The 19,611-nt window shown below is 70.3% G+C and carries 15 protein-coding genes; 6 read left to right on the top strand and 9 right to left on the bottom strand.

Annotated elements, in window-relative coordinates; genetic code table 11:
• The first annotated feature begins 271 nt into the window (after positions 1-271).
• Both ACFY0U_RS00535 and ACFY0U_RS00530 read left to right on the top strand, forming a co-directional pair.
• Positions 272-1,795 carry an ABC transporter substrate-binding protein gene (locus ACFY0U_RS00535; protein ID WP_388628042.1) on the top strand — a complete coding sequence of 508 codons (1,524 nt, stop codon included), beginning with the start codon at positions 272-274 and terminating at the stop codon, positions 1,793-1,795.
• Positions 1,792-3,516 (top strand): ABC transporter permease subunit, encoded by a 1,725-nt coding sequence (locus ACFY0U_RS00530; RefSeq protein WP_388628039.1) that lies wholly within the window; start codon positions 1,792-1,794, stop codon positions 3,514-3,516. The genes ACFY0U_RS00535 and ACFY0U_RS00530 overlap by 4 nt, the downstream gene beginning before the upstream one ends.
• A gap of 24 nt (positions 3,517-3,540) precedes the next feature.
• Here ACFY0U_RS00530 and ACFY0U_RS00525 read toward each other — a convergent pair whose 3' ends face one another.
• The 4 genes from ACFY0U_RS00525 to ACFY0U_RS00510 form a co-directional block, all read right to left on the bottom strand.
• A complete protein-coding gene (locus ACFY0U_RS00525) occupies positions 3,541-5,586 on the bottom strand; it encodes an NAD(+) synthase (RefSeq protein WP_388628037.1) in 2,046 nt (681 codons plus the stop codon).
• Positions 5,587-5,661: 75 nt separating this feature from the next.
• On the bottom strand, positions 5,662-7,608 hold the full coding sequence (locus ACFY0U_RS00520; RefSeq protein WP_388628034.1) for a protease pro-enzyme activation domain-containing protein: 1,947 nt from the start codon (positions 7,606-7,608) through the stop codon (positions 5,662-5,664).
• A 185-nt stretch (positions 7,609-7,793) separates the two neighbouring features.
• On the bottom strand, positions 7,794-8,435 hold the full coding sequence (locus ACFY0U_RS00515) for a DUF305 domain-containing protein (protein ID WP_388628031.1): 642 nt from the start codon (positions 8,433-8,435) through the stop codon (positions 7,794-7,796).
• Positions 8,414-9,070 carry a DUF3105 domain-containing protein gene (locus tag ACFY0U_RS00510; protein ID WP_388628029.1) on the bottom strand — a complete coding sequence of 219 codons (657 nt, stop codon included), beginning with the start codon at positions 9,068-9,070 and terminating at the stop codon, positions 8,414-8,416. Before ACFY0U_RS00510 ends, ACFY0U_RS00515 begins: the two co-directional genes overlap by 22 nt.
• A gap of 351 nt (positions 9,071-9,421) precedes the next feature.
• Here ACFY0U_RS00510 and ACFY0U_RS00505 point away from each other — a divergent pair, with 351 nt between their 5' ends.
• On the top strand, positions 9,422-10,783 hold the full coding sequence (locus tag ACFY0U_RS00505) for a glutamine synthetase family protein (protein WP_266830106.1): 1,362 nt from the start codon (positions 9,422-9,424) through the stop codon (positions 10,781-10,783).
• A gap of 54 nt (positions 10,784-10,837) precedes the next feature.
• Here ACFY0U_RS00505 and ACFY0U_RS00500 read toward each other — a convergent pair whose 3' ends face one another.
• From ACFY0U_RS00500 to ACFY0U_RS00490, 3 genes are read right to left on the bottom strand one after another with little or no spacing between them, the layout of a single operon-like run.
• Positions 10,838-11,281 (bottom strand): VOC family protein, encoded by a 444-nt coding sequence (locus ACFY0U_RS00500; RefSeq protein ID WP_388628027.1) that lies wholly within the window; start codon positions 11,279-11,281, stop codon positions 10,838-10,840.
• Positions 11,282-11,283: 2 nt separating this feature from the next.
• Positions 11,284-11,805 carry a pyridoxamine 5'-phosphate oxidase family protein gene (locus ACFY0U_RS00495; RefSeq protein WP_388628024.1) on the bottom strand — a complete coding sequence of 174 codons (522 nt, stop codon included), beginning with the start codon at positions 11,803-11,805 and terminating at the stop codon, positions 11,284-11,286.
• Positions 11,806-11,857: 52 nt separating this feature from the next.
• A complete protein-coding gene (locus ACFY0U_RS00490) occupies positions 11,858-12,586 on the bottom strand; it encodes a response regulator transcription factor (protein WP_388628021.1) in 729 nt (242 codons plus the stop codon).
• Between the two features lie 158 nt (positions 12,587-12,744).
• Here ACFY0U_RS00490 and ACFY0U_RS00485 point away from each other — a divergent pair, with 158 nt between their 5' ends.
• Positions 12,745-13,617, top strand: a complete 873-nt coding sequence (locus tag ACFY0U_RS00485) for a hypothetical protein (protein ID WP_388628019.1) — start codon at positions 12,745-12,747, stop codon at positions 13,615-13,617.
• A gap of 140 nt (positions 13,618-13,757) precedes the next feature.
• Positions 13,758-16,751 (top strand): bifunctional [glutamine synthetase] adenylyltransferase/[glutamine synthetase]-adenylyl-L-tyrosine phosphorylase, encoded by a 2,994-nt coding sequence (locus tag ACFY0U_RS00480; protein ID WP_388628016.1) that lies wholly within the window; start codon positions 13,758-13,760, stop codon positions 16,749-16,751.
• On the opposite strand, the gene ACFY0U_RS00475 is transcribed toward ACFY0U_RS00480, so the two are convergent.
• A complete protein-coding gene (locus ACFY0U_RS00475) occupies positions 16,739-17,689 on the bottom strand; it encodes a DMT family transporter (protein ID WP_388628013.1) in 951 nt (316 codons plus the stop codon). The genes ACFY0U_RS00480 and ACFY0U_RS00475 overlap by 13 nt on opposite strands.
• A gap of 71 nt (positions 17,690-17,760) precedes the next feature.
• On the opposite strand from ACFY0U_RS00475, the gene ACFY0U_RS00470 reads away from it, so the two are divergent.
• Complete coding sequence (locus tag ACFY0U_RS00470) at positions 17,761-18,657, top strand: LysR family transcriptional regulator (RefSeq protein WP_388628010.1); 897 nt, start codon at positions 17,761-17,763, stop codon at positions 18,655-18,657.
• Here the strand turns inward: ACFY0U_RS00470 and ACFY0U_RS00465 are convergent.
• Positions 18,620-19,486 (bottom strand): phosphatase PAP2 family protein, encoded by an 867-nt coding sequence (locus ACFY0U_RS00465; RefSeq protein ID WP_388628007.1) that lies wholly within the window; start codon positions 19,484-19,486, stop codon positions 18,620-18,622. The genes ACFY0U_RS00470 and ACFY0U_RS00465 overlap by 38 nt on opposite strands.
• Positions 19,487-19,611 lie beyond the last annotated feature (125 nt).

Below are 19,611 nucleotides of genomic sequence, written 5' to 3'. Positions count from 1 at the left end.
ACCGGGGGGTGTCCGTCCTCGGTCGGGCGGTGCTGTGTCTTGAGTGGTGAACTTGGTTGGACGCCCGACGCTGCGGGCGGACACCCCCCGGTACGTCCCCTTCTCGCCGTTGCGCGAGTGCGGGTCCCGTCCCGTTTGGTGTCTCAGTCGTTGAGAATTCACCTACCCGGTGAGGGTTTGGTAAGGCTTGCCTTATAGGGTGGCGAAGCCCTTGCTGCCTCGTCAGGTGTGCGGGGGCGTGAATGTCTTCCGTACGACAGGAACCATCGCCATGCGCCCCACACCTCGCCGTCTGCTCGCGGCGTTTGCTCTCGCTCCTTTGCTGACCGGATGTTTTGTGTCGGGGGAGGACGGCTCGGATGCTGATGCCGCGGGAGGCTCCGGTGCTCGGTTGAAGGTTGCTCTCGCGGTGCCGCCGGTGCAGGCGTTGTCGCCGTACAGCAATGACGCCACCGTGCTGAGCAAGCTCTCCGTGGCCGAGGGGCTCACCGCGCTGGACGAGGACGGGGGTGCCGTGCCCGCGCTGGCCGAGTCGTGGGAGCGGAAGGACGCCAACACGTGGGTTTTTGAGCTTCGTAAGGCCACCTTCCAGGACGGCACCTCGGTCACCGCCGAGGCGGTCGTCAATGCTCTTGAGCATGCCAATGAGGCGGAGACCAAGCCCCGAGTCCTGAGCGATGTGAGCCTGACGGTGAAGGCCGATGACGCCGACACCGTCACGATCGCTACCAAGACCGCCGATCCGGTGCTTCCGTTGCGGCTTGCCAGTCCTGCGCTCGGGATTCTCGCCGCGAAGGCGTATGCGGCGGATGGCAGTGTCAGTCCTGTCGGTACCGGGACCGGGGCCTTCGAGGTCACCAAGTTGACCGGCAAGACCAAGGCCTCTCTTGACCGGTACGACGGCTACTGGGGTGGCAAGGCCAAGGCGTCCGGCATCGATGTGACCTGGATCGCCGACGGCACCGCCCGGGCCAACGCGCTGCGTGGCGGTGATGTCGACATCGCCGAGTGGATTCCCACCGCCCAGGCGAAGTTGCTCGATGAGGACACGCGGCACGAGGTGCCCTCCGTGCGGACCGACAGTCTCATTCTCAACACCGGCAGTGGCATCTTTACTGATGCCTCGCTGCGGGCGGCCGCTCGTGAGGCCGTGGACGGGGCCGCTCTCGTCGACTCCGTCTTCGGGGGGTACGCCGATCCCGCGCAGGGGCTGTTCGGGCCGGCTGTCTCCTGGGCCGCCGACAAGCGCGTGGAGGTTGCGGGGCGTGTCGAGGCCGCCACGGTCGCTCAGGTGAAGTCCCGGACCGAGGGCAAGACCCTGCGCCTGGCCACCTACACCAACCGGTCCGAGCTTCCCGAGGCCGCGAGCGTGCTTCAGCAGCAGCTGGAGAAGGCCGGGTTCACCGTGAAGCAGGATGTGCGTGAGTACACGCAGATGGAGGCCGATCTGCTCGCGGGCAAGTACGACGCCCTCGTCTTCTCCCGTGTGACGCTGCTCGACACCGGTGACGCGGTCGCCTATCTCGCCAGTGACTTCACGAGTGACGGTGTCTACAACATCGCGGGTCTGAAGGACGCCAAGGTCGACCAGGCCATCAAGTCGGCCGCCGCGGAGGGGGACGCGGCCGAGCGGCAGCAGAAGGTCATGCGGGCCGAGGCGGAGATCCTGCGCACCGACGCCGTCGTGCCGCTGGTCCACGAGCAGGCCGTGCAGGGCATCGCCACCGATGTCGAGGGCGTGCTCCTCGACCCGCGCGAGCGCTCGCTGGTCGACCTCGACACGCGGCTGAAGTGACGGACGGTCGCCTTCGTACCGCCGGCGGCCGCCTGGTCGCCGGCGCCGTGCTGCTTGCGGTCGTCGCCCTGCTGCCCTGGCTGTCCCGGACCGACCCCGCGCTGACGGTGCTGCGGGCCCGGTCCGCCGAGCAGGACCCGACGCCGGCCCAGCTGGCCGCCGTACGCGAGCAACTCGGGCTCGACGACGGGCCGTTGGCCCATCTCCTGGACTGGCTGGGCGGGCTGGTGCGCGGGGACGCGGGGGTGTCCTGGGTGTCGGGGGAGCACGTGGGGCCGCAGCTGAGTACTGCCTTCGCGGTCTCCGTCACCTTGATGCTCGGCGCGTTCGTGGTCACGGCCGTGGTGGCCGCCATGGTCTGTGCCCGGACGGTCTATCTCGGTTCCCGGCGGCGGCTCAGGAAGGCGCGGACCGGTGTCGGGGCGGCCGTTCTGGCCGCGCTGCCCAAGTTCCTGCTCGCTTCCGTGCTCGCCACCGTGTTCGGGGTGTGGCTGGGGTGGTTCCCGTCCAGCGGGTGGGAGGGGCCGCAGGCGATGGTGCTGCCCGCGCTCGCCCTCGGTGTGCCGTCCGGGGCGATGATCGGCGGGCTGCTCGACCGGTCGCTGCCCGCCGCCTTCCAGGAGCCCTGGGCGCGCACCTGGTACGCCTCGGGGCTGCCGGCCGGCGCCATCGCCCGCACCGCGCTGCGGCGTGCCCTGTCCGGGGTGCTGCCGCAACTCCTGCCGACCGTCGTGGCGTTGGTCGGCGGCGCGGTCGCCGTGGAGCAGATCTTCAACATCCCCGGCCTCGGCCGCCTCGCCCTGGACGCCGCCAAGGCCCAGGACCTCCCGCTTCTTCAGTCCGCGACCCTCGTCCTGATCCTGCTCGGCGTCACCGCCGGTCTCGTCGTGCAGGCCCTGCGCCGCGCTCTCCTGGGCCCCGCCCTGCGTGCCGGCGCCCTGCCCGCGCTCGTGGTGCCCGTGCTCCGGCGGCCGCGCTCGCTGCCGTGGATCGCCGGGTTCTGTGCGGTCGTTCTGCTCACGCTGCTGGTGGCGGGGTTGTCGCGCGATCCCCTGCACGTCGACACGACCGCCCGGCTGCTGCCGCCCTCGCTCACGCATCCGCTGGGCACCGACGCCCTCGGCCGCGATCTGCTGGCCCGTCTCGGCCACGGAGCGCTGCGCACCGCCGGGGTGGCTCTCGCGGTGACCGCCGTCAGTGTCGTGGCCGGACTTCTGCTCGGCACGGCGACACGGGTGGGCACCGGTCTGACGGAGGTCGTCTCGACCCTCCCGGCCGTCCTCGCCGGGCTGCTGACCACCGCGGTGACCGGGCCGTCGGTCTGGGGCGCGGCCCTCGCGGTGTGTCTGGTCGGCTGGAGCCCGTACGCAGCGCAGACCGCGGCGCTCATCGAGGAGGAACGGGCGAGCGGGCACCTGCTGGCGTCCTTGTCCTTCGGCGCCGGTCCGCGCTATCTGCTCCGCCACCACTACGTCCCCGCGGCGCTCCCGGGCGTCCTGCGCAACGCCCTGCTGCGTCTGCCGACCACGATCCTCGTCCTGGCCTCGCTCGGCTTCCTGGGCCTGGGCGAACAGCCGCCGACCCCGGAGTGGGGCCGGCTGCTGTCGGAGAACCAGCCGTACGTGGAGCTGGCGCCGTGGACGGTGCTGGGGCCGGCCGGGGCGCTGGTCGTGCTGTCCGTGCTGGCGGTGTCGGCGTCGGCGTACGGGCGCAGACGGTGACCCCCGGATGCCGGTCCCGGTGTGTCAGTCCGGCAGGTCGAAGCGCTCCAGGTCGCGTAGCCATGCCTTCGCCGAACTGTCCGAGGGGGCCCGCCAGTCGCCCCTCGGGGACAGGGAGCCGCCCGCCGAGACCTTCGGGCCGTTCGGCATCGCCGAGCGCTTGAACTGGGCGAAGGCGAAGAAGCGGCGGCAGAAGACCTCCAGCCACTTGCGGATCTCCGCCAGGTCGTAGGTCCCCCGCTTCTCCTCGGGGAATCCCGGGGGCCAGGCGCCGGTGTCCGTGTCGTGCCAGGCGTGCCAGGTCAGGAAGGCGATCTTGGAGGGGCGGAAGCCGTAGCGCAGGACGTGGAACAGGGTGAAGTCGTGCAGGGCGTACGGGCCGATCTTGGACTCGGTGGACTGCATCTCCTCGCCCGGTACCAGCTCCGGGCTGATCTCCGTGTCGAGGATCGCGGAGAGGATCTTGCCGGTCTCGTCGTCGAACTGGGCGCTGCTGATGACCCAGCGGATCAGATGCTGGATCAGGGTCTTCGGTACGCCGGAGTTGACGTTGTAGTGGCTCATCTGGTCGCCCACGCCGTAGGTGGACCAGCCGAGGGCCAGCTCCGAGAGGTCGCCGGTGCCGAGCACGATGCCGTTGTGGTGGTTGGCGAGCCGGAAGAGGTAGTCGGTGCGCAGGCCCGCCTGCACGTTCTCGAAGGTGACGTCGTAGACCGGCTCGCCGGAGGCGAACGGGTGGCCCATCTCCTTGAGCATCAGGCGTGCGGTCGGCGTGATGTCCAGCTCGGCCGCGGTGACGCCGAGCGAGCGCATCAGGGCGTGGGCGTTGTCCTTGGTGTGGTCGCTGGTGGCGAAGCCGGGCAGGGTCCAGGCCAGGATGTCGCTGCGCGGGCGGCCCGCGCGGTCCATCGCGCGGGCGGCGACGATCAGGGCGTGTGTGGAGTCGAGGCCGCCGGACACGCCGATGACGACCTTCGGGCCGCCGATCGCGGCGAGGCGCTGCTGGAGGCCCTCGACCTGGATGTTGTAGGCCTCGTAGCAGTCCTGGGCGAGGCGGTCGGCGTCGGCCGGGACGAACGGGAAGCGTTCGAGGTGGCGGCGCAGTCCCAGGTCGGTGCGGGGCGGGTCGAGTGCGAAGGAGACCGTCCGGAAGTCGGCCGTGCGGGCCTTGTGGGTACGGCGGTTGTCGTCGAAGGTGCCCATCCGCTGCCGTTCCTGGCGCAGCAGGTCGAGGTCGACGTCGGCGATCGCGTACGAGTCTCCGAGCGGGAACCGCTCGCTCTCGGCGAGCAGTACGCCGTTCTCGTAGATCATCGTCTGGCCGTCCCAGGACAGGTCCGTGGTCGACTCGCCCAGGCCGGCCGCCGCGTAGACGTAGGCGGCGAGGCAGCGGGAGGACGCCGAGCGGCACAGCAGCTTGCGGTCCTCGGCGCGGCCGACCGTGATGGGGCTGCCGGAGAGGTTGACGAGCAGGGTCGCACCGGCGAGGGCGGCCTCCGCGCTGGGCGGCACCGGGACCCACATGTCCTCGCAGATCTCGGCGAACAGGACGAGTCCGGGGACGTCGTCGGCCGCGAAGAGCAGGTCGACGCCGAACGGTACGTCCGTGCCGTCCACGCGGATCGTCCCGCCGCGCTCGTCGGCGCCGTCGGCGATCTGGCGGCGCTCGTAGAACTCCCGGTAGTTCGGGGGGTACGACTTGGGCACGACGCCGAGGATCCGGCCGCGGTGGATGATCACCGCGCAGTTGTAGACCCGGTTGCGGTGCCGCAGGGGGGCGCCGACCACCAGGATCGGCAGCAGGTCGGCCGAGCCGGCCACCACGGTCGCCACGGCCGCCTCGACCTCGTCGAGCAGTGCGTCCTGGAGCAGCAGATCCTCGATGGAGTAGCCGCACAGGACCATCTCGGGGAAGACCGCGACGGCGACGCCCTCCTCGGCGCACCGGCGTGCGTGCCGCAGGACCGATTCGGCGTTGGCGGGCGGGTCGGCGATGACGGTGTGGCCCGTACAGGCGGCCACGCGTGCGAACCCGTGCTGATAGATCGACCAGAAGTTCAGTGGAGGCACGGGGCCAGTGTAATCGTCAGAGCGACGCGATGGGGTGGCGCAAGGTGTACGTCACCTCACGCCACCCCATCGGTCTCAGTGGCGGCGGAACGATTCGACGTAGCCGTTCGCGGGCGTGCCCACGCCGGTGACGTCGTCGTAGCCCTTCACCGCGGACAGCGAGCTGTCCTTGCCGAGGGAGCGGACCGACGTGGTCAGGCCGTCCGTGGCGTCGTAGCCGTTGACGAAGTCGACGCGTGCGACGGCCAGTTGGTGGCCCGTCGGGTTGTCGGTGACGTCGTGGTAGGCCTTCGTGCCGTACTTGGCGTAGATCGACGGGTTGGCGAAACCGATCGCCTTGCCGCCGCGCGCCTCCTGGGCGAGGGCCTGCACGGCCGCGATGACCGGAGAGGCCAGCGAGGTGCCGCCGATGCGGTACTCGCTGTACGACTCGGAGCCGTCCGCCTGGGTCTGCGTCTGGCCGACCAGGAAGCCGGTGTTCGGGTCGGCGATGGCGGAGATGTCCGGGACGACGCGGTTGCCGGCGGCGTTGTCGGCCTTGGCGAGCGCGTCCGGGACGACACCCTTCTGGTAGAAGGGCTCGGCGACCGTCTTGCTGGTGCCGCCGCCCGCACCGGAGGTGAACGCGCCGGGGAAGCCGGTCCAGCTCTTGCCGTCCGCGGACAGCGTGGCCTTCTCGGTGCCCCAGCCGGTCTCCCACAGGTACTTGTCGCCCTTGCCGACCGCCAGCGAGGTACCGCCGACCGCCGTCACCCACGCCGAGTTGGCCGGGGTGTCGACCTGCTTCGTCCCGGTGTTGGCGACCTCGTCGCCGTTGTCGCCGGAGGAGAAGTAGAAGCCGATGCCCTCGACCGCGCCGAACTGGAAGACCTGGTCGTAGGCGGCCGCGAGGTCCGGCGTCTGGTTGGCCTCGATGTCGCCCCAGGAGTTGGAGACGAGGTCGGCCAGATGGTTGTCGACGATCTTGCTGAGGGAGTCCAGCAGGTCGTCGTCCATGCAGGACGCGGCGCCCACGTAGGTCACGTTCGCGGCGGGCGCGACCGCGTGCACGGCCTCGACGTCGAGGGTCTCCTCGCCGTACCAGCCGGAGGCGTCGCACTCGTCCGCGCCGGTGTGCGTGTAGTTCTTGGGCAGCACCTGGCTCAACTGGCCGGTCTTCCAGGCGGCGTCGCCGTGCTTGTTCGCGTAGGTCTGCGCGTCGTAGGCGATGGTCGGCGAGGCGAACGCGTCGGTGATGGCGACGCGCACCCCCTTGCCCGTGTACGAGCCCGCGCCGTACGCGGCCCGCAGCTGTTTGCCCGTGTAGCCCTTGACGGCGTACGGAATCTTGCCGCCGTACGCGTCCGGGAGGGTGCTCGCGATGTTCGAGCCGTAGTACGAGGAGAACGGCCCCGCGTTCTTGAACACGGTGGACGGGCCCGGCAGTTGGTCGTCGTGGCTCGCCTTGTGCGGGGCGTTGTCCAGGCCGGTGACGGTCAGCACGGCGCCGTTCAGGCTCTCTGGTGCGGAGGCCGTCCTCGACGGCGCGCGATAGGTCTTGGAGCCCTTGGCGTAGTTGTGCAGCTGGGTGCCGAACGCCTTCTCGGCGGCGGCCACGTCACCGGAGACGGAGACGTAGTGCCGCGTGACACCGGTGACCTTCAGGCCCGCCGACGTCAGCCACGACTTCACCGCGGCCACCTGGGCCTTAGTGGCGCCGAAGCGGGCCTGCGCCTGCTTGGCGCTCAGGTACTTGCCGTACGACGCCGAAGCCGGGTCGGACACGGACTTCGCGTACGCGGCCAGGCCGGTCGCGTCCCGGCCGGCGAGGTAGACCCGGGCGGAGACCTGCGAACTGTCGGCGGCGGCGCCCTTGTCGGCCTTGGCCGTGGCCCACGCCGGCTTGGTACCCGCCAGCGTGTCCCGTGCCGGGCCGTCCGCGGCGTGCGCCGCGGGTATGCCGAGCGCCAGCGCGCCGGCGATCATGGGCAGTGTCGCTGCCATGCTCACACCGGCACGCACAGTGGCGCGGTTGGATCTCATGGAACCCCCTGTATGCGGTTCGTCTCGAGTGGATCACTCGACGGTGGCCACTCTTTCGATGAACCGTTCATGCCAGGGGAATACGAGTCCCAAGAAGACCCCAATTAACCTAATGACAAGGCCATTTGAGGGTTAACGCGCTGCGAGGACCGAGGGTTAACCCTCTGCGGCCCTCAATTCGCCCGCTAGGAACGCGGCTTCGCGCCCCGCTCCTTGAGCATGTCCGCCATCAGCGCGATCTCCGATTCCTGCGCGTTGACCATGCCCTGCGCGATGTCCTTCTCCACCTTCACCGTGCAGCGCTCGACACAGCCCTCGGCCATGTGGACACCGCCCTTGTGGTGGTCGGTCATGAGCTGGAGATAGAAGATCTCGGCCTGCTTGCCGCTGAGCTTCTTCAGCTTCTCCATCTCGGTATTGGTCGCCATGCCCGGCATCAAAGCGCCGTCCTCGCCGGATGCCATGCCGCCCATGTCCATCCAGGTCATCGGTGGGTCCGACGACACCTTCGGCAGATTCCACAGATCCAGCCACCCCAGCAGCATGCCGCGCTGGTTGGCCTGCGTCTGCGCGATGTCGTACGCGAGCAGCCGCACGTCCTCGTTCTTCGTGCGGTCGCGGACGATGAACGACATCTCCACCGCCTGCTGGTGGTGCACCGCCATGTCCCGCGCGAACCCGGCGTCCGCGGAGTCCGCGGTCGGGGTGTCGCTGGAGCCGTCGTCCTGGGTGACGGCGTAGGTGATCCCCCCGGTCGCGACGAGCACCGCCGCCGCGCCCGAGGCGATCCAGCCGGCCTTCCTCACTACGACAGACCGCCCTGGCACGTCGCGCCCTTCTCCGGAGTCTGCTCGCCCTGGACGTACGTCTCGAAGAACTTGTCCACGTTCGGGTCGCTCGCGCTCGTCACCGTCCGCTGGTGGCCCCACGCCGTCAGCATGATCGGGGCCGCCTGGCCCTCGTACGGGCTCATCAGCGTGTACGGCGTCTTCTTCACCTTCGCCGCCAGGGCCTCGACGTCGGCCTTCTTCGCCTTGGAGGTGTACGTCACCCAGACCGAACCGTGCTCCAGCGAGTGCACGGCGTTCATGTTGTTGAGTTCCTTGGTGTATACGTCGCCGTTGCAGTTCATCCAGCGGGCGTCGTGGTCACCGCCGGCCGGGGGCGTCATCGGGTACTTCACGGTCTTGGTGACGTGGGTCTGGCTGAGCTTCGACGACCAGGTCTTCACCCCGTCCTTGCCCGTGGTCCAGTGCCCCGGGTTGCTGGAGTCGGCCGTCGTGCCGCCGTCGTCCTGCGACCGCACGAGCACGACGCCGCCCACGACGAGAGCGGTGACGACGGCCACGCTCGCCCCGATCGTGAGGAGCCGGTTACGGCGTTCGCGGGCCTGTTCGGCGCGCCGCATCTCCGCTATTCGAGCCTGGCGCTCGGCGGAGTTCTTCTTCTTGGCGGAACCCATGGGGTGTGTCCTTCTGGGTAAGGGAGGGCCGGTCGGGTCCGCTGATCGTAATGGGGAGAGGGGGGCCCGCTGAAAGGGAGGGCACAGGAATGGCCGAAGAGAAGGCGCCCGCGGAGATCCGGGCCCGCCCAGGTTCCGGCACGCCCGGCATTACTTATACGGGTCCGAGCAGGCAAGATGGGCGCAGAACAGTACACCTGTCGTACGTGAGGCGTTCGCCCGGAGGTCGGCCCGCCGATCATGGTCCGCAACACGGATGAAATGGTGTTGTGGTGGGATGCTCAGGTGCCCGACCGTCTCTCGCGGGACCGGAGACAGGCGGCCTGACCAGCAAGGATGGGGAAGCGGAAGATGGACAAGCAGCAGGAGTTCGTGCTCCGGACGTTGGAGGAGCGCGACATCCGGTTCGTACGCCTGTGGTTCACGGACGTGCTGGGCTTCCTCAAGTCCGTCGCCGTGGCCCCGGCCGAACTGGAGCAGGCCTTCGACGAGGGCATCGGGTTCGACGGCTCGGCGATCGAGGGATTCGCCCGGGTATACGAATCCGACATGATCGCCAAGCCGGATCCGTCGACCTTCCAGATCCTGCCGTGGCGCGCCGAGGCGCCCGGTACGGCCCGGATGTTCTGCGACATCCTCATGCCGGACGGCTCGCCGTCCTTCGCGGACCCGCGCTATGTGCTCAAGCGCGCGCTGGCCCGCACCTCGGACCTTGGCTTCACCTTCTACACCCACCCCGAGATCGAGTTCTTCCTGCTGAAGGACAAGCCGCTGGACGGCACCCGTCCCACGCCGGCCGACAACTCGGGCTACTTCGACCACACCCCGCAGAACATCGGCATGGACTTCCGCCGCCAGGCGATCACCATGCTGGAGTCGATGGGCATCTCGGTCGAGTTCTCCCACCACGAGGGCGCCCCCGGCCAGCAGGAGATCGACCTCCGCTACGCCGACGCGCTCTCCACGGCCGACAACATCATGACGTTCCGCCTGGTCATGAAGCAGGTGGCGCTGGAGCAGGGCGTCCAGGCGACGTTCATGCCGAAGCCGTTCAGTGAGCACCCGGGCTCGGGCATGCACACGCACCTGTCCCTCTTCGAGGGCGACCGCAACGCGTTCTACGAGTCGGGCTCCGAGTACCAGCTCTCCAAGGTCGGCCGCTCCTTCATCGCGGGCCTGCTGAAGCACTCCGCGGAGATCTCCGCGGTCACCAACCAGTGGGTCAACTCCTACAAGCGCATCTGGGGCGGCTCGGAGCGCACGGCGGGCGCGGGCGGCGAGGCCCCCTCGTACATCTGCTGGGGCCACAACAACCGCTCGGCGCTGGTCCGGGTCCCCATGTACAAGCCCGGCAAGACCGGCTCCGCCCGCATCGAGGTCCGCTCGATCGACTCCGGCGCCAACCCGTACCTGGCCTACGCCGTCCTGCTGGCCGCCGGCCTCAAGGGCATCGAGGAGGGCTACGAGCTCCCGCCGGGCGCCGAGGACGACGTCTGGGCCCTCTCCGACGCCGAGCGCCGCGCGATGGGCATCGAGCCCCTCCCGCAGAACCTCGGCGAGGCCCTGACCCTCATGGAGCGCAGCGACCTGGTCGCCGAGACTCTGGGCGAGCACGTCTTCGACTTCTTCCTCCGGAACAAGCGCCAGGAGTGGGAGGAGTACCGCTCCGAGGTGACCGCGTTCGAGCTGCGGAAGAACCTGCCGGTGCTGTAAAGCGCGTACATCGGAAAGGGCCGACGGTTCACGACCGTCGGCCCTTTTCGCGCGTTACTGCCCCGCCGGCCTCGCCAGTACCTGGTGCAGCGGCTCCGTGGCCCGGCGGCGGTACTCCTGGATCGACCAGCCGTTGCCGTCCGGGTCCTTGAAGTACATGAACGTGCCGCCGTCGTCGGGGGCGTACTGGACCGGCTCGGAGACCTCCAGGCCCCGCTCGACCAGTTCCGCCCTGGCCGCCTTGATGTCCGCCACGCACAGCTGGAGGCCCTGGTAGGAACCGGGCTGGGGCTTGGCCTCCCCGTTGGTCAGGTCCCAGAGGCTGTCGCCGAGGGCGATCGAACATCCGGAGCCCGGCGGGGTCAGCTGGACGATCCGCATGCCCGGCATGATCTCCTGGTCGATGTCCACGTGGAAGCCGACCTTGTCCCGGTAGAAGTCCCGGGCTCGGTCGATGTCGCTCACGGGCAGCGGAATCACTTCGAGTGTGAAGTCCATCGCTAGTCCTCCCTGGTGAATCGCCAGCGGGTCTGGCTGAACGGCTCTCCCTTACCGAAGCCGAAAACCGTGCGCGGCGCCACCGAGAAGACGAAAGCGTCCCCGGCACCGTGGTGGAAGCTGCCGTTCCGTACCTCGAAGCGCCAGAACTCGCCGTACTTCTCCTCCCACGCGGCCGCCAGCTCCCGCAGCCGCCCGTCGTCGGCGACACGCACCGCCTCGCCCTCCACGACGAGGTCGTAGCCCTCGTTCCAGGTGTTGACGCCGGTCGTCAGCACGACCTGCGGGTTCGCCGCGAGATTGCGGGCCTTGCGCTCCTCCGGGCCGGTGCAGAAGTGCAGCGCCCCGCCCGACCAGACCGCGGGCAGCGGGGTCACATGCGGGCGCCCGTCCGGCCGGACCGTGGAGATCCAGAACAGCTCGGCCCCGGCGAGGATCTTCAGCGCCTCGGACCAGTCGGTCGCGGTGGCGGTCGCCTCGCTGTAGCGGGGGTCGAGGCGGGTGTCGGGCTGCTTGTCGGTCATCAGCGGCCTCCCTTCGCAAGGGCAGACCCGCCGGGGATCAGGAACTCATCGGTCACAGGGCTTCCGGGTCCGGGAACACACGGGCCACCGCGGCCGCACGGCTCGACACCCCCAGCTTGCCGAATACGTTCTCCAGGTGCTTGCGGACGGTGCTGGGGGAGACGACGAGCTGTTCGGCGATCTGCGGAGTGTTCAGGCCGCGGGCCACGCAGCGCAGGACGTCCAGCTCCCGGTGGGTCAGCCGCACGGGAGGCCGGCGCCTGCGGGCAGCCTCCTTGTAGATGTCGTACACATGGGGAGCCATGAGCGTCAGCGTGGTCATCTCGTGGTCGGTGAACGGCTTCGGACCGGTGCGGAAGAACTGGAACACACGGGTGCGGTTCGGGGCGGTGGGCAGCGCGATGTCCGCGATGTTCGGGTGCGGGGCGAGGAAGTCGGTGTAGATCGGCAGGTTCCGCAGCTCCCGCACCGAGAGGAAGTCCGCCATCTGCGTCGTCTCGGGAACGTCGTGCGGCCGGCAGACCTGCATGCATTGGAGGTGCTGGTGGCGCCAGCGCCAGTACGCGTCCATCCCGCAGTCGCCGTACTCCTCGACCGTCTCCTGGCTGTTGAGCGCCCGCCTGGTCGGGATGTCCAGCTCACAGAAACTGGCGGCGTCGCAGGGGACCAGGCGCTGCAACCCCAGCAGCAGGGACCCCGGGGGCACCCCGCCCGACCGGTCCTGGCGCGCCTCCGCCAGGACGTCCGCCATACGCCGTAGATGCGCTTCCGCCGTCGTCATGGGTGCCTCCCGAGGACGGTCCTCGCCTCCTTGTGAACGTACTCCCGCGCCACCCGTGAACACCGGGATTCGTCAAATGACGAATGGGCCGGGGCAGTTGATGGGGGCATCGTCGACTCAGGCAGCGCTCCGGCTGCCGGGAGAGACGGAGGCATCCCATGCGTTCCCACCTGCGCCCCTACGACGGTCGCGGCCACCCGCGTCCGCACCGGACCGCCGCCCTCGCCGCGGGCGCCGCCACGCTCGTCGCGGCCCTGCTCGCCACCGGCTGCGAGGCCGCGACCACGAAGACCGCCCCCGCGAAGGGCGAGGCCTTCACGACCGTCCGCTTCACGCTCGGCCCCCGCGGCGGCGTCCAGTTCCACGGGGCCTCCCGTGCGGCGGTCACCCCGGCCGGGTCCTACGCCGTTCCCGCGGGCCGCGCACACTCCTTCGCCCGTCCGGAGGGGCGGCTGCTGGTGGTGCTGCGGCACTGGCCCGAATCCCGTACGGAACGGGCCTCGCGCGGGCGGACGCTCCCGCGGCTGGTCCCGCCCGAGGAGGCCGCGGTCGAGACGGGCTTCCTGGTCGACACCGCGGAGTGGGTGCTGGCCGACCTCGACGGACACCCGTTGCAGTGGCTGCGCGACGACACGATCCGCGTCGACACCACGCACGCCGCCGTCGGCGACCTCAGCAGCCTGACCCTGTCCGGACCGCACGGGGGTCGGTCCGGACACCCCGTCCCGCCGCCGGGCGACCCCGGATGCGAGAAGCCCTCGCGGCTGGTCCTCCCGACGGTCGAGCCGGACACGCCCGTGACGGCCGTACTGACCCGCCTGCGCGCCCGCTGCCTCGACATCCAGTACGCCACCCTGCCCGGCGAGGGCACCCCCGGCACCGTCCAACGGGTCTACGTCCCCCTGGCGGGCCACCCCGTCGCAGCCGCCTACCTCCCACCCCTCGACGACACCACGGCCCCGGGCCGCATGCCCGGCGACACGGTCCTCACGGACCCGTCCCGCCCGGCCACGGTGGTGGTGACCCGCTGACAGGACGACGGCGCCCCGCGCCCCAGTCCCCACCCCACCCCGTCCTCACCCCGCCCCACCCCCTCGATCCGCCCCGGCGCTTCTCGCACCCTCTCCGGTTAGGCTCAAGCAGGTACGACCTTGATCGGAGGAGGCCGAGGATGACGGCGCCGGGGCGCAGGAGCAGTACCTTCAGTCGGCTGCTGCGGCACGGGTTCACCGATCCCTCGGCTGCCGAGCGCTTGCTGGACGGCCCGGAGCTGACCGGCGTACGCAATGATCCGGTGCTCCTGGAAGCCCTCGGTGCCACCGCCGACCCCGATCTCGCGCTGCATGGCCTCGTACGGCTGCTGGAGGCGCAGCCCGCCCCCACCGCCCGCCGCGAGCTGCTGGACACGGTGATAGCGGCCAAGCCGTTGCGCGACCGTCTGCTGGGGGTGCTGGGGGCCTCCGCCGCGCTCGCCGAGCATCTCGCCCGGCATGCCGGGGACTGGCAGGCGCTCGTGATGTACGAGCCGCGCGATCTGCATCCCGGCGTGGAGGAGTTCGAGCGCGGGCTCGCCGAGGCCGGCGACCCCGTCTCCCTGCGCGTCGCCTACCGGCGCTGTCTGCTGTCCATCGCCGCCCGTGACGTGTGCGGCACCACCGACATCGCCGAGACCGCCGCCGAGCTCGCCGACCTCGCCACCGCGACCCTGCGCGCCGCCCTCGCCATAGCGCGGGCGGCCGCTCCGGACGACGCCGCGCTGTGCCGGCTCGCGGTCATCGCGATGGGCAAGTGCGGTGGCCATGAGCTCAATTACGTGTCCGACGTCGATGTCATCTTCGTCGGGGAGGCGGTGGAGGGGGCCGACGAGGGCAAGGCCCTGCGCTCCGCCACCAAGCTCGCCTCGCACATGATGCGGATCTGCTCCGAGACGACCGTCGAGGGATCGATCTGGCCCGTCGACGCCAACCTCCGCCCCGAAGGCCGCAACGGCCCCCTCGTGCGCACGCTCTCCAGCCACCTCGCCTACTACCAGCGCTGGGCCAAGACCTGGGAGTTCCAGGCCCTTCTCAAGGCCCGGCCGGTCGCCGGAGACATCGAGCTCGGCGAGGAGTACGTCGCCGCCCTGGAACCTCTCGTCTGGAAGGCCGCCGAACGCGAGAACTTCGTCGCCGACGTCCAGAAGATGCGGCGCCGGGTCGTCGAGAACATCCCGGTCGCCGAGGTCGAGCGCGAGCTGAAGCTGGGCCCCGGCGGTCTGCGCGACGTCGAATTCGCCGTGCAGCTCCTCCAGTTGGTGCACGGCAGGGCCGACGCCTCCCTCCGCAGCGGCACCACCCTCGACGCGCTCCAGGCCCTCGCCGCCGGCGGCTATGTCGGCCGCGACGACGCCGTACAACTCGACGACGCCTACCGCTTCCTGCGCTCCATGGAACACCGCATCCAGCTCTACCGGCTGCGCCGCACCCACCTCGTCCCCGAGGACGAGGCCGACCAGCGCCGCATCGGCCGCTCCCTGGGCCTGCGCACCGATCCGGTCGTCGAGCTGAACCGTGAGTGGAAGCGGCACACCAGTGTCGTACGGCGGCTGCACGAGAAGCTCTTCTACTGGCCGCTGCTCGACGCCGTCGCCCAACTCGCGCCCGGCGAGGCCCGGCTGAGCCCGGAGGCCGCCCGGGAACGGCTCGTCGCGCTCGGGTACGCCGACCCGGCGGCGGCCCTGCGCCATATCGAGGCGCTCGCCTCCGGCGTCACCCGCAAGGCCGCGATCCAGCGAACCCTCCTTCCCGTACTGCTGGGTTGGTTCGCCGACTCCGCCGACCCGGACGCCGGTCTGCTCAACTTCCGCAAGGTCTCGGACGCGTTGGGCAAGACCCCCTGGTACCTGCGGCTGCTGCGCGACGAGGGCGCCGCCGCCGAGAACCTCGCCCGCGTGCTGTCCGCCGGACGCCTCGCCCCCGACCTGCTCATGCGCGCACCGGAGGCGGTGGCGCTGCTGGGCGACAGTGAAGGAGGGCTCGATCCGCGCGGCCGGGCCGGTCTTGAGCAGGAGATCCTCGCCGCGGTCAGACGCGCGGACGGCGCCGTACAGGCCGTCACCGCGGCCCGCGGAGTACGCCGCCGCGAGCTGTTCCGTATCGCCGCCGCCGACATCGTCGGCTCCTACGGCACCGAGACCCAGCCCGCCGAGGCCGACCAGGGCGCCCTGGTGGACCGGGTCGGCGGTGCCGTCTCCGACCTCACCGCGGCGACCCTCGCGGGCACCCTGCGCGCGGTCGTCCGCGACACCTGGGGCGACACCCTGCCCACCCGGTTCGCCGTCATCGGCATGGGCCGCTTCGGCGGTCACGAACTCGGCTACGGCTCCGACGCGGACGTCCTCTTCGTCCACGAGCCGCGCAACGGCGTCCCCGAGCAGTCCGCCTCCGAGGCCGCCAACAAGGTCGTCTCCGAGATGCGCCGCCTGCTCCAGCTCCCGAGCGCGGACCCGCCCCTGCTCATCGACGCCGACCTGCGTCCCGAGGGCAAGTCCGGGCCGCTCGTACGGACGTTGAAGTCGTACGAGGCGTACTACCGCCGGTGGTCCCTGGTCTGGGAGTCACAGGCACTGCTGCGGGCCGAAGTCGTCGCCGGCGACGAGGACTTGGGGAGCCGTTTCATCGAGCTGATCGATCCTCTGCGGTATCCGGCGGAGGGGCTCGGTGACGATGCCGTACGGGAGATCCGGCGGCTGAAGGCGCGGATGGAGTCGGAGCGGTTGCCTCGCGGCGCCGATCCGAAGCTGCACACCAAGTTGGGGCCGGGGGGGTTGTCCGACGTCGAGTGGGTTGTGCAGCTCTTGCAGTTGCGGCATGGGTGGGCGGAGCCGGGGCTGCGGACGACTCGGACGCGGGAGGCGCTTGCTGCGGCGTGCGCTGCGGATCTCATCTCGGGTGAGGATGCCGAGATCCTCGACGAGGCTTGGGTGTTGGCTACCCGGGTGCGGAATGCGGTGATGTTGGTGCGGGGGCGGGCCGGGGACACGTTTCCCTCCGACCCGCGTGAACTTGCCGCGGTAGGGCGGTACTTGGGGTACGGGCCTGGGCATGTGGGGGACATGCTGGATGACTATCGGCGTACGGCGCGCAGGGCCCGAGCAGTAGTGGAGACGTTGTTCTACGGGGCGTGAGCTCCGGTTTTCGGCTGCGGCGCCGTCGTGGTTGCTCGCGCCCGCGCGGCGGTAGCCGCAGATCCAGCACAGCCCCGCGCCCCTTCCACGCGGGTCAGCGCCACGCCTGTCAGTACGATCGCCATGCCCACCAGCACGCGGATCCCTACCTGCTCGCCCAGCAGCAGTGCACCCAGCGCCACCGACACCACTGGCAGCAAGTAACCCACCGTCGCCGCCGTCGTCGCCCCCTCGTCCGCGATCAGGCGGTAGTTCAGGTAGAAGGTCACGCCTGTGCCCAGGACTCCCAGGGCGGTGACCGCCAGGAGGGCAGTGATGTCGGCGTCCACCGGGCCCGCGACCGGGAGGGACAAGGTCGTCCAACCCGTCGCCATCAGCAGCTGAGCCGCTGACATCGCCATCGGTGCCTGCTTGTCCGTGAGTTTGCGGGCCATGTACGCGAACGCCACCGCATAGCTCGCCGCGGCCCCCAGCAGGGCGAGCGCGCTCCAGCTCAGCAGGCCCGACTGGTCCCAGGGGGCGAAGATCAGGACCGTGCCGGCGAAGCCGAGGAGGAGGCCGGTGAGGCGTCCGGGGCGCAGGCCGCGGTCGGTGCCGAGGAGCAGGCCGATGAGGAGGGACCACAGCGGGGTCGTCGCGTTCAGGACGCCCGCGATGCCGGAGTCGAGGTTCTGCTCGCCCACCGCGAACAGGGCGAACGGGATGGCGTTGCAGAACAGCGCGGCCACGACCAGGTGTCCCCAGGTGGCCCGTGAGCGGGGCAGTCGCTGACCGGCCGAGCGGGCCAGCACCAGCAGGGTCGCGGTGCCCAGCGCGCAGCGCACGATGGTGATCTGGGCGGGGGAGAGGCCGTGGTTGAGGGCGAGCTTGATCCAGAGGAACCCCGAGCCCCACAGGAGGGCGAGGGCTGCCATGCGGAGCGTGGAGGCGGGAGACATGCCTCTACGGTCCGGGAGCCGACGCGTGAGGACAAGTGAAGAGTTCTGGATGAGTTGTTAAGCTGGGCTACATGCTGGATGTGCGTCGGATGCAGGTGCTGCGGGCCGTGGTGAGCAGCGGATCGGTGACGGGAGCGGCGACGGTGCTGGGCTACACGCCCTCCGCCGTGAGCCAGCAGATCGCCGCGCTGGAGAAGGAGGCGCGGACGGATCTGCTGGAACGGGTCGGGAGAGGGGTGCGCCCCACGGCGGCGGGGCTGCTCCTGACCGAGTACGCGGACACGATCAGCCGCCAGGTCGCCGAGGCGGAGACCGCCCTGGCGGATCTGCTGGCGGGGCGGACGGGCCGGCTTTCGGTGCGGTACTTCGCGACGGCGGGCGCGTCCCTGGTCGCCCCGGCGGTCGCCCGGCTGCGGACGGAGCACCCGGGTGTACAGATCGAGCTGAAGCTCATCGACCCCGAGGACCCGCTGCCGGACGTGCGCGAGGGCCGGGCGGACCTGGCGCTGGTGGTGGGGCCGCGGGCCTCCGGCCAGGAGGGCGTGCGGTTCCTCCACCTGCTGGACGACCCGTACCTCGCGGTGCTTCCCGAGGGCCACCCCCTGGCGGGTGCCGAGGCGCTGGAGATGGCCGACCTCGCGGAGGAACCCTGGGTCGGCAGCGAATGGCCCGGCCCCTGCCTCGACGCCCAGCTCGCGGCCTGTGAGGCGGCGGGGTTCCGGCCGCGGTTCGTGGTCGAGAGCGAGGACTACGTCACCGCCCAGGGGTTCGTCGCGGCGGGGCTCGGGGTGAGCCTCATCCCCCGGCTGGGGCTGGGGGTCGGTGTCCGGCCGGGAGTGGTCGTACGGGAACTGCGGAGCCCGGAGCCTTCACGCTCGATCTACGCGGCGGTACGCGAGACGGCCCCGCCCCAGCCGGCGCTCCGGGCGTTCATCGCGGCGATGCGGGCTGCGGCCGGGGCTGCTTGAGGGCCACCGCCGGCACCAGCTTCGGCAGGCGGTACGGCAGCGCCCCGTACCAGAGGCGTGCCACCGTGTAGCCGAAGGCCAGGCACAGGATGCCGCCCACCGCGTCGAGCCAGAAGTGATTGGCGGTGGCGACGATGACCACGAGGGTGGCCGTCGGGTAGAGCAGGCCCAGGACGCGCACCCACGGCACCGACGCCAGGGCGAAGATCGTCAGGCCGCACCACAGGGACCAGCCGATGTGCATGGACGGCATCGCGGCGTACTGGTTCGACATGTTCTTGAGGTCGCCGGAAGCCATCGAGCCCCACGTCTGGTGGACCATGACCGTGTCGATGAAGCCGCCGCCGTTCATCAGGCGGGGCGGGGCCAGCGGATACAGGTAGTAACCGACGAGGGCCACGCCGGTCGTCGCGAACAGCACCATGCGCGTCGCCGCGTAGCGGCCCGGGTGACTGCGGAAGAGCCACACAAGGACACCGAGCGTCACCACGAAATGCAGCGTCGCGTAGTAGTAGTTCATGCCCACGATCAGCCAAGTCACGGAATTCACCGCGTGGTTGACCGACTCCTCGACCGCGATCCCCAGGTCGTGCTCGACCCGCCAGATCCAGTCGGCATTGCGCAGCGCCTCGGCCTTCTGCTCCGGGACCGCGTTACGGATCAGTGAGTAGGTCCAGTAACTCACCGCGATCAGCAGGATCTCGAACCAGAGGCGGGGGCGGCGCGGGGTGCGCAGCCGGCCCAGAAAGCCCGGCCTCGTATCGGCCGCGACAGGCTGGCGAACGGCCTCTTCGCGGCCTTCCAGTGTCGTCACGGTCGGATCACCCATGGACACAGAGTCTGCCAGAAAAGCCCTTGCCCCCAGATCATCCCTCGGTCGGGTCCGGGATGCATGTTCTACGGCGAGACGAGTCCCCTCACTCCTACCAGCGCAGGGCCCCAGAACCCGGATTC

The organism is Streptomyces sp. NPDC001536, from assembly GCF_042894505.1.
GTDB lineage: Bacteria > Actinomycetota > Actinomycetes > Streptomycetales > Streptomycetaceae > Streptomyces.
Note: the sequence above shows the minus strand (reverse complement) of the source record. Positions and strands in the feature narration are given on the sequence as shown.

Bases quoted from the DNA above. Each gene is read 5' to 3' on its own strand.
- ACFY0U_RS00535 (WP_388628042.1), top strand. From the start codon at position 272: ATGCGCCCCACACCTCGCCGTCTGCTCGCGGCGTTTGCTCTCGCTCCT.
- ACFY0U_RS00520 (WP_388628034.1), bottom strand. From the start codon at position 7,608: ATGAGATCCAACCGCGCCACTGTGCGTGCCGGTGTGAGCATGGCAGCG.
- ACFY0U_RS00510 (WP_388628029.1), bottom strand. From the start codon at position 9,070: ATGGGTTCCGCCAAGAAGAAGAACTCCGCCGAGCGCCAGGCTCGAATA.
- ACFY0U_RS00505 (WP_266830106.1), top strand. From the start codon at position 9,422: ATGGACAAGCAGCAGGAGTTCGTGCTCCGGACGTTGGAGGAGCGCGAC.
- ACFY0U_RS00500 (WP_388628027.1), bottom strand. From the start codon at position 11,281: ATGGACTTCACACTCGAAGTGATTCCGCTGCCCGTGAGCGACATCGAC.
- ACFY0U_RS00495 (WP_388628024.1), bottom strand. From the start codon at position 11,805: ATGACCGACAAGCAGCCCGACACCCGCCTCGACCCCCGCTACAGCGAG.
- ACFY0U_RS00490 (WP_388628021.1), bottom strand. From the start codon at position 12,586: ATGACGACGGCGGAAGCGCATCTACGGCGTATGGCGGACGTCCTGGCG.
- ACFY0U_RS00485 (WP_388628019.1), top strand. From the start codon at position 12,745: ATGCGTTCCCACCTGCGCCCCTACGACGGTCGCGGCCACCCGCGTCCG.
- ACFY0U_RS00480 (WP_388628016.1), top strand. From the start codon at position 13,758: ATGACGGCGCCGGGGCGCAGGAGCAGTACCTTCAGTCGGCTGCTGCGG.
- ACFY0U_RS00475 (WP_388628013.1), bottom strand. From the start codon at position 17,689: ATGTCTCCCGCCTCCACGCTCCGCATGGCAGCCCTCGCCCTCCTGTGG.
- ACFY0U_RS00470 (WP_388628010.1), top strand. From the start codon at position 17,761: ATGCTGGATGTGCGTCGGATGCAGGTGCTGCGGGCCGTGGTGAGCAGC.
- ACFY0U_RS00465 (WP_388628007.1), bottom strand. From the start codon at position 19,486: ATGGGTGATCCGACCGTGACGACACTGGAAGGCCGCGAAGAGGCCGTT.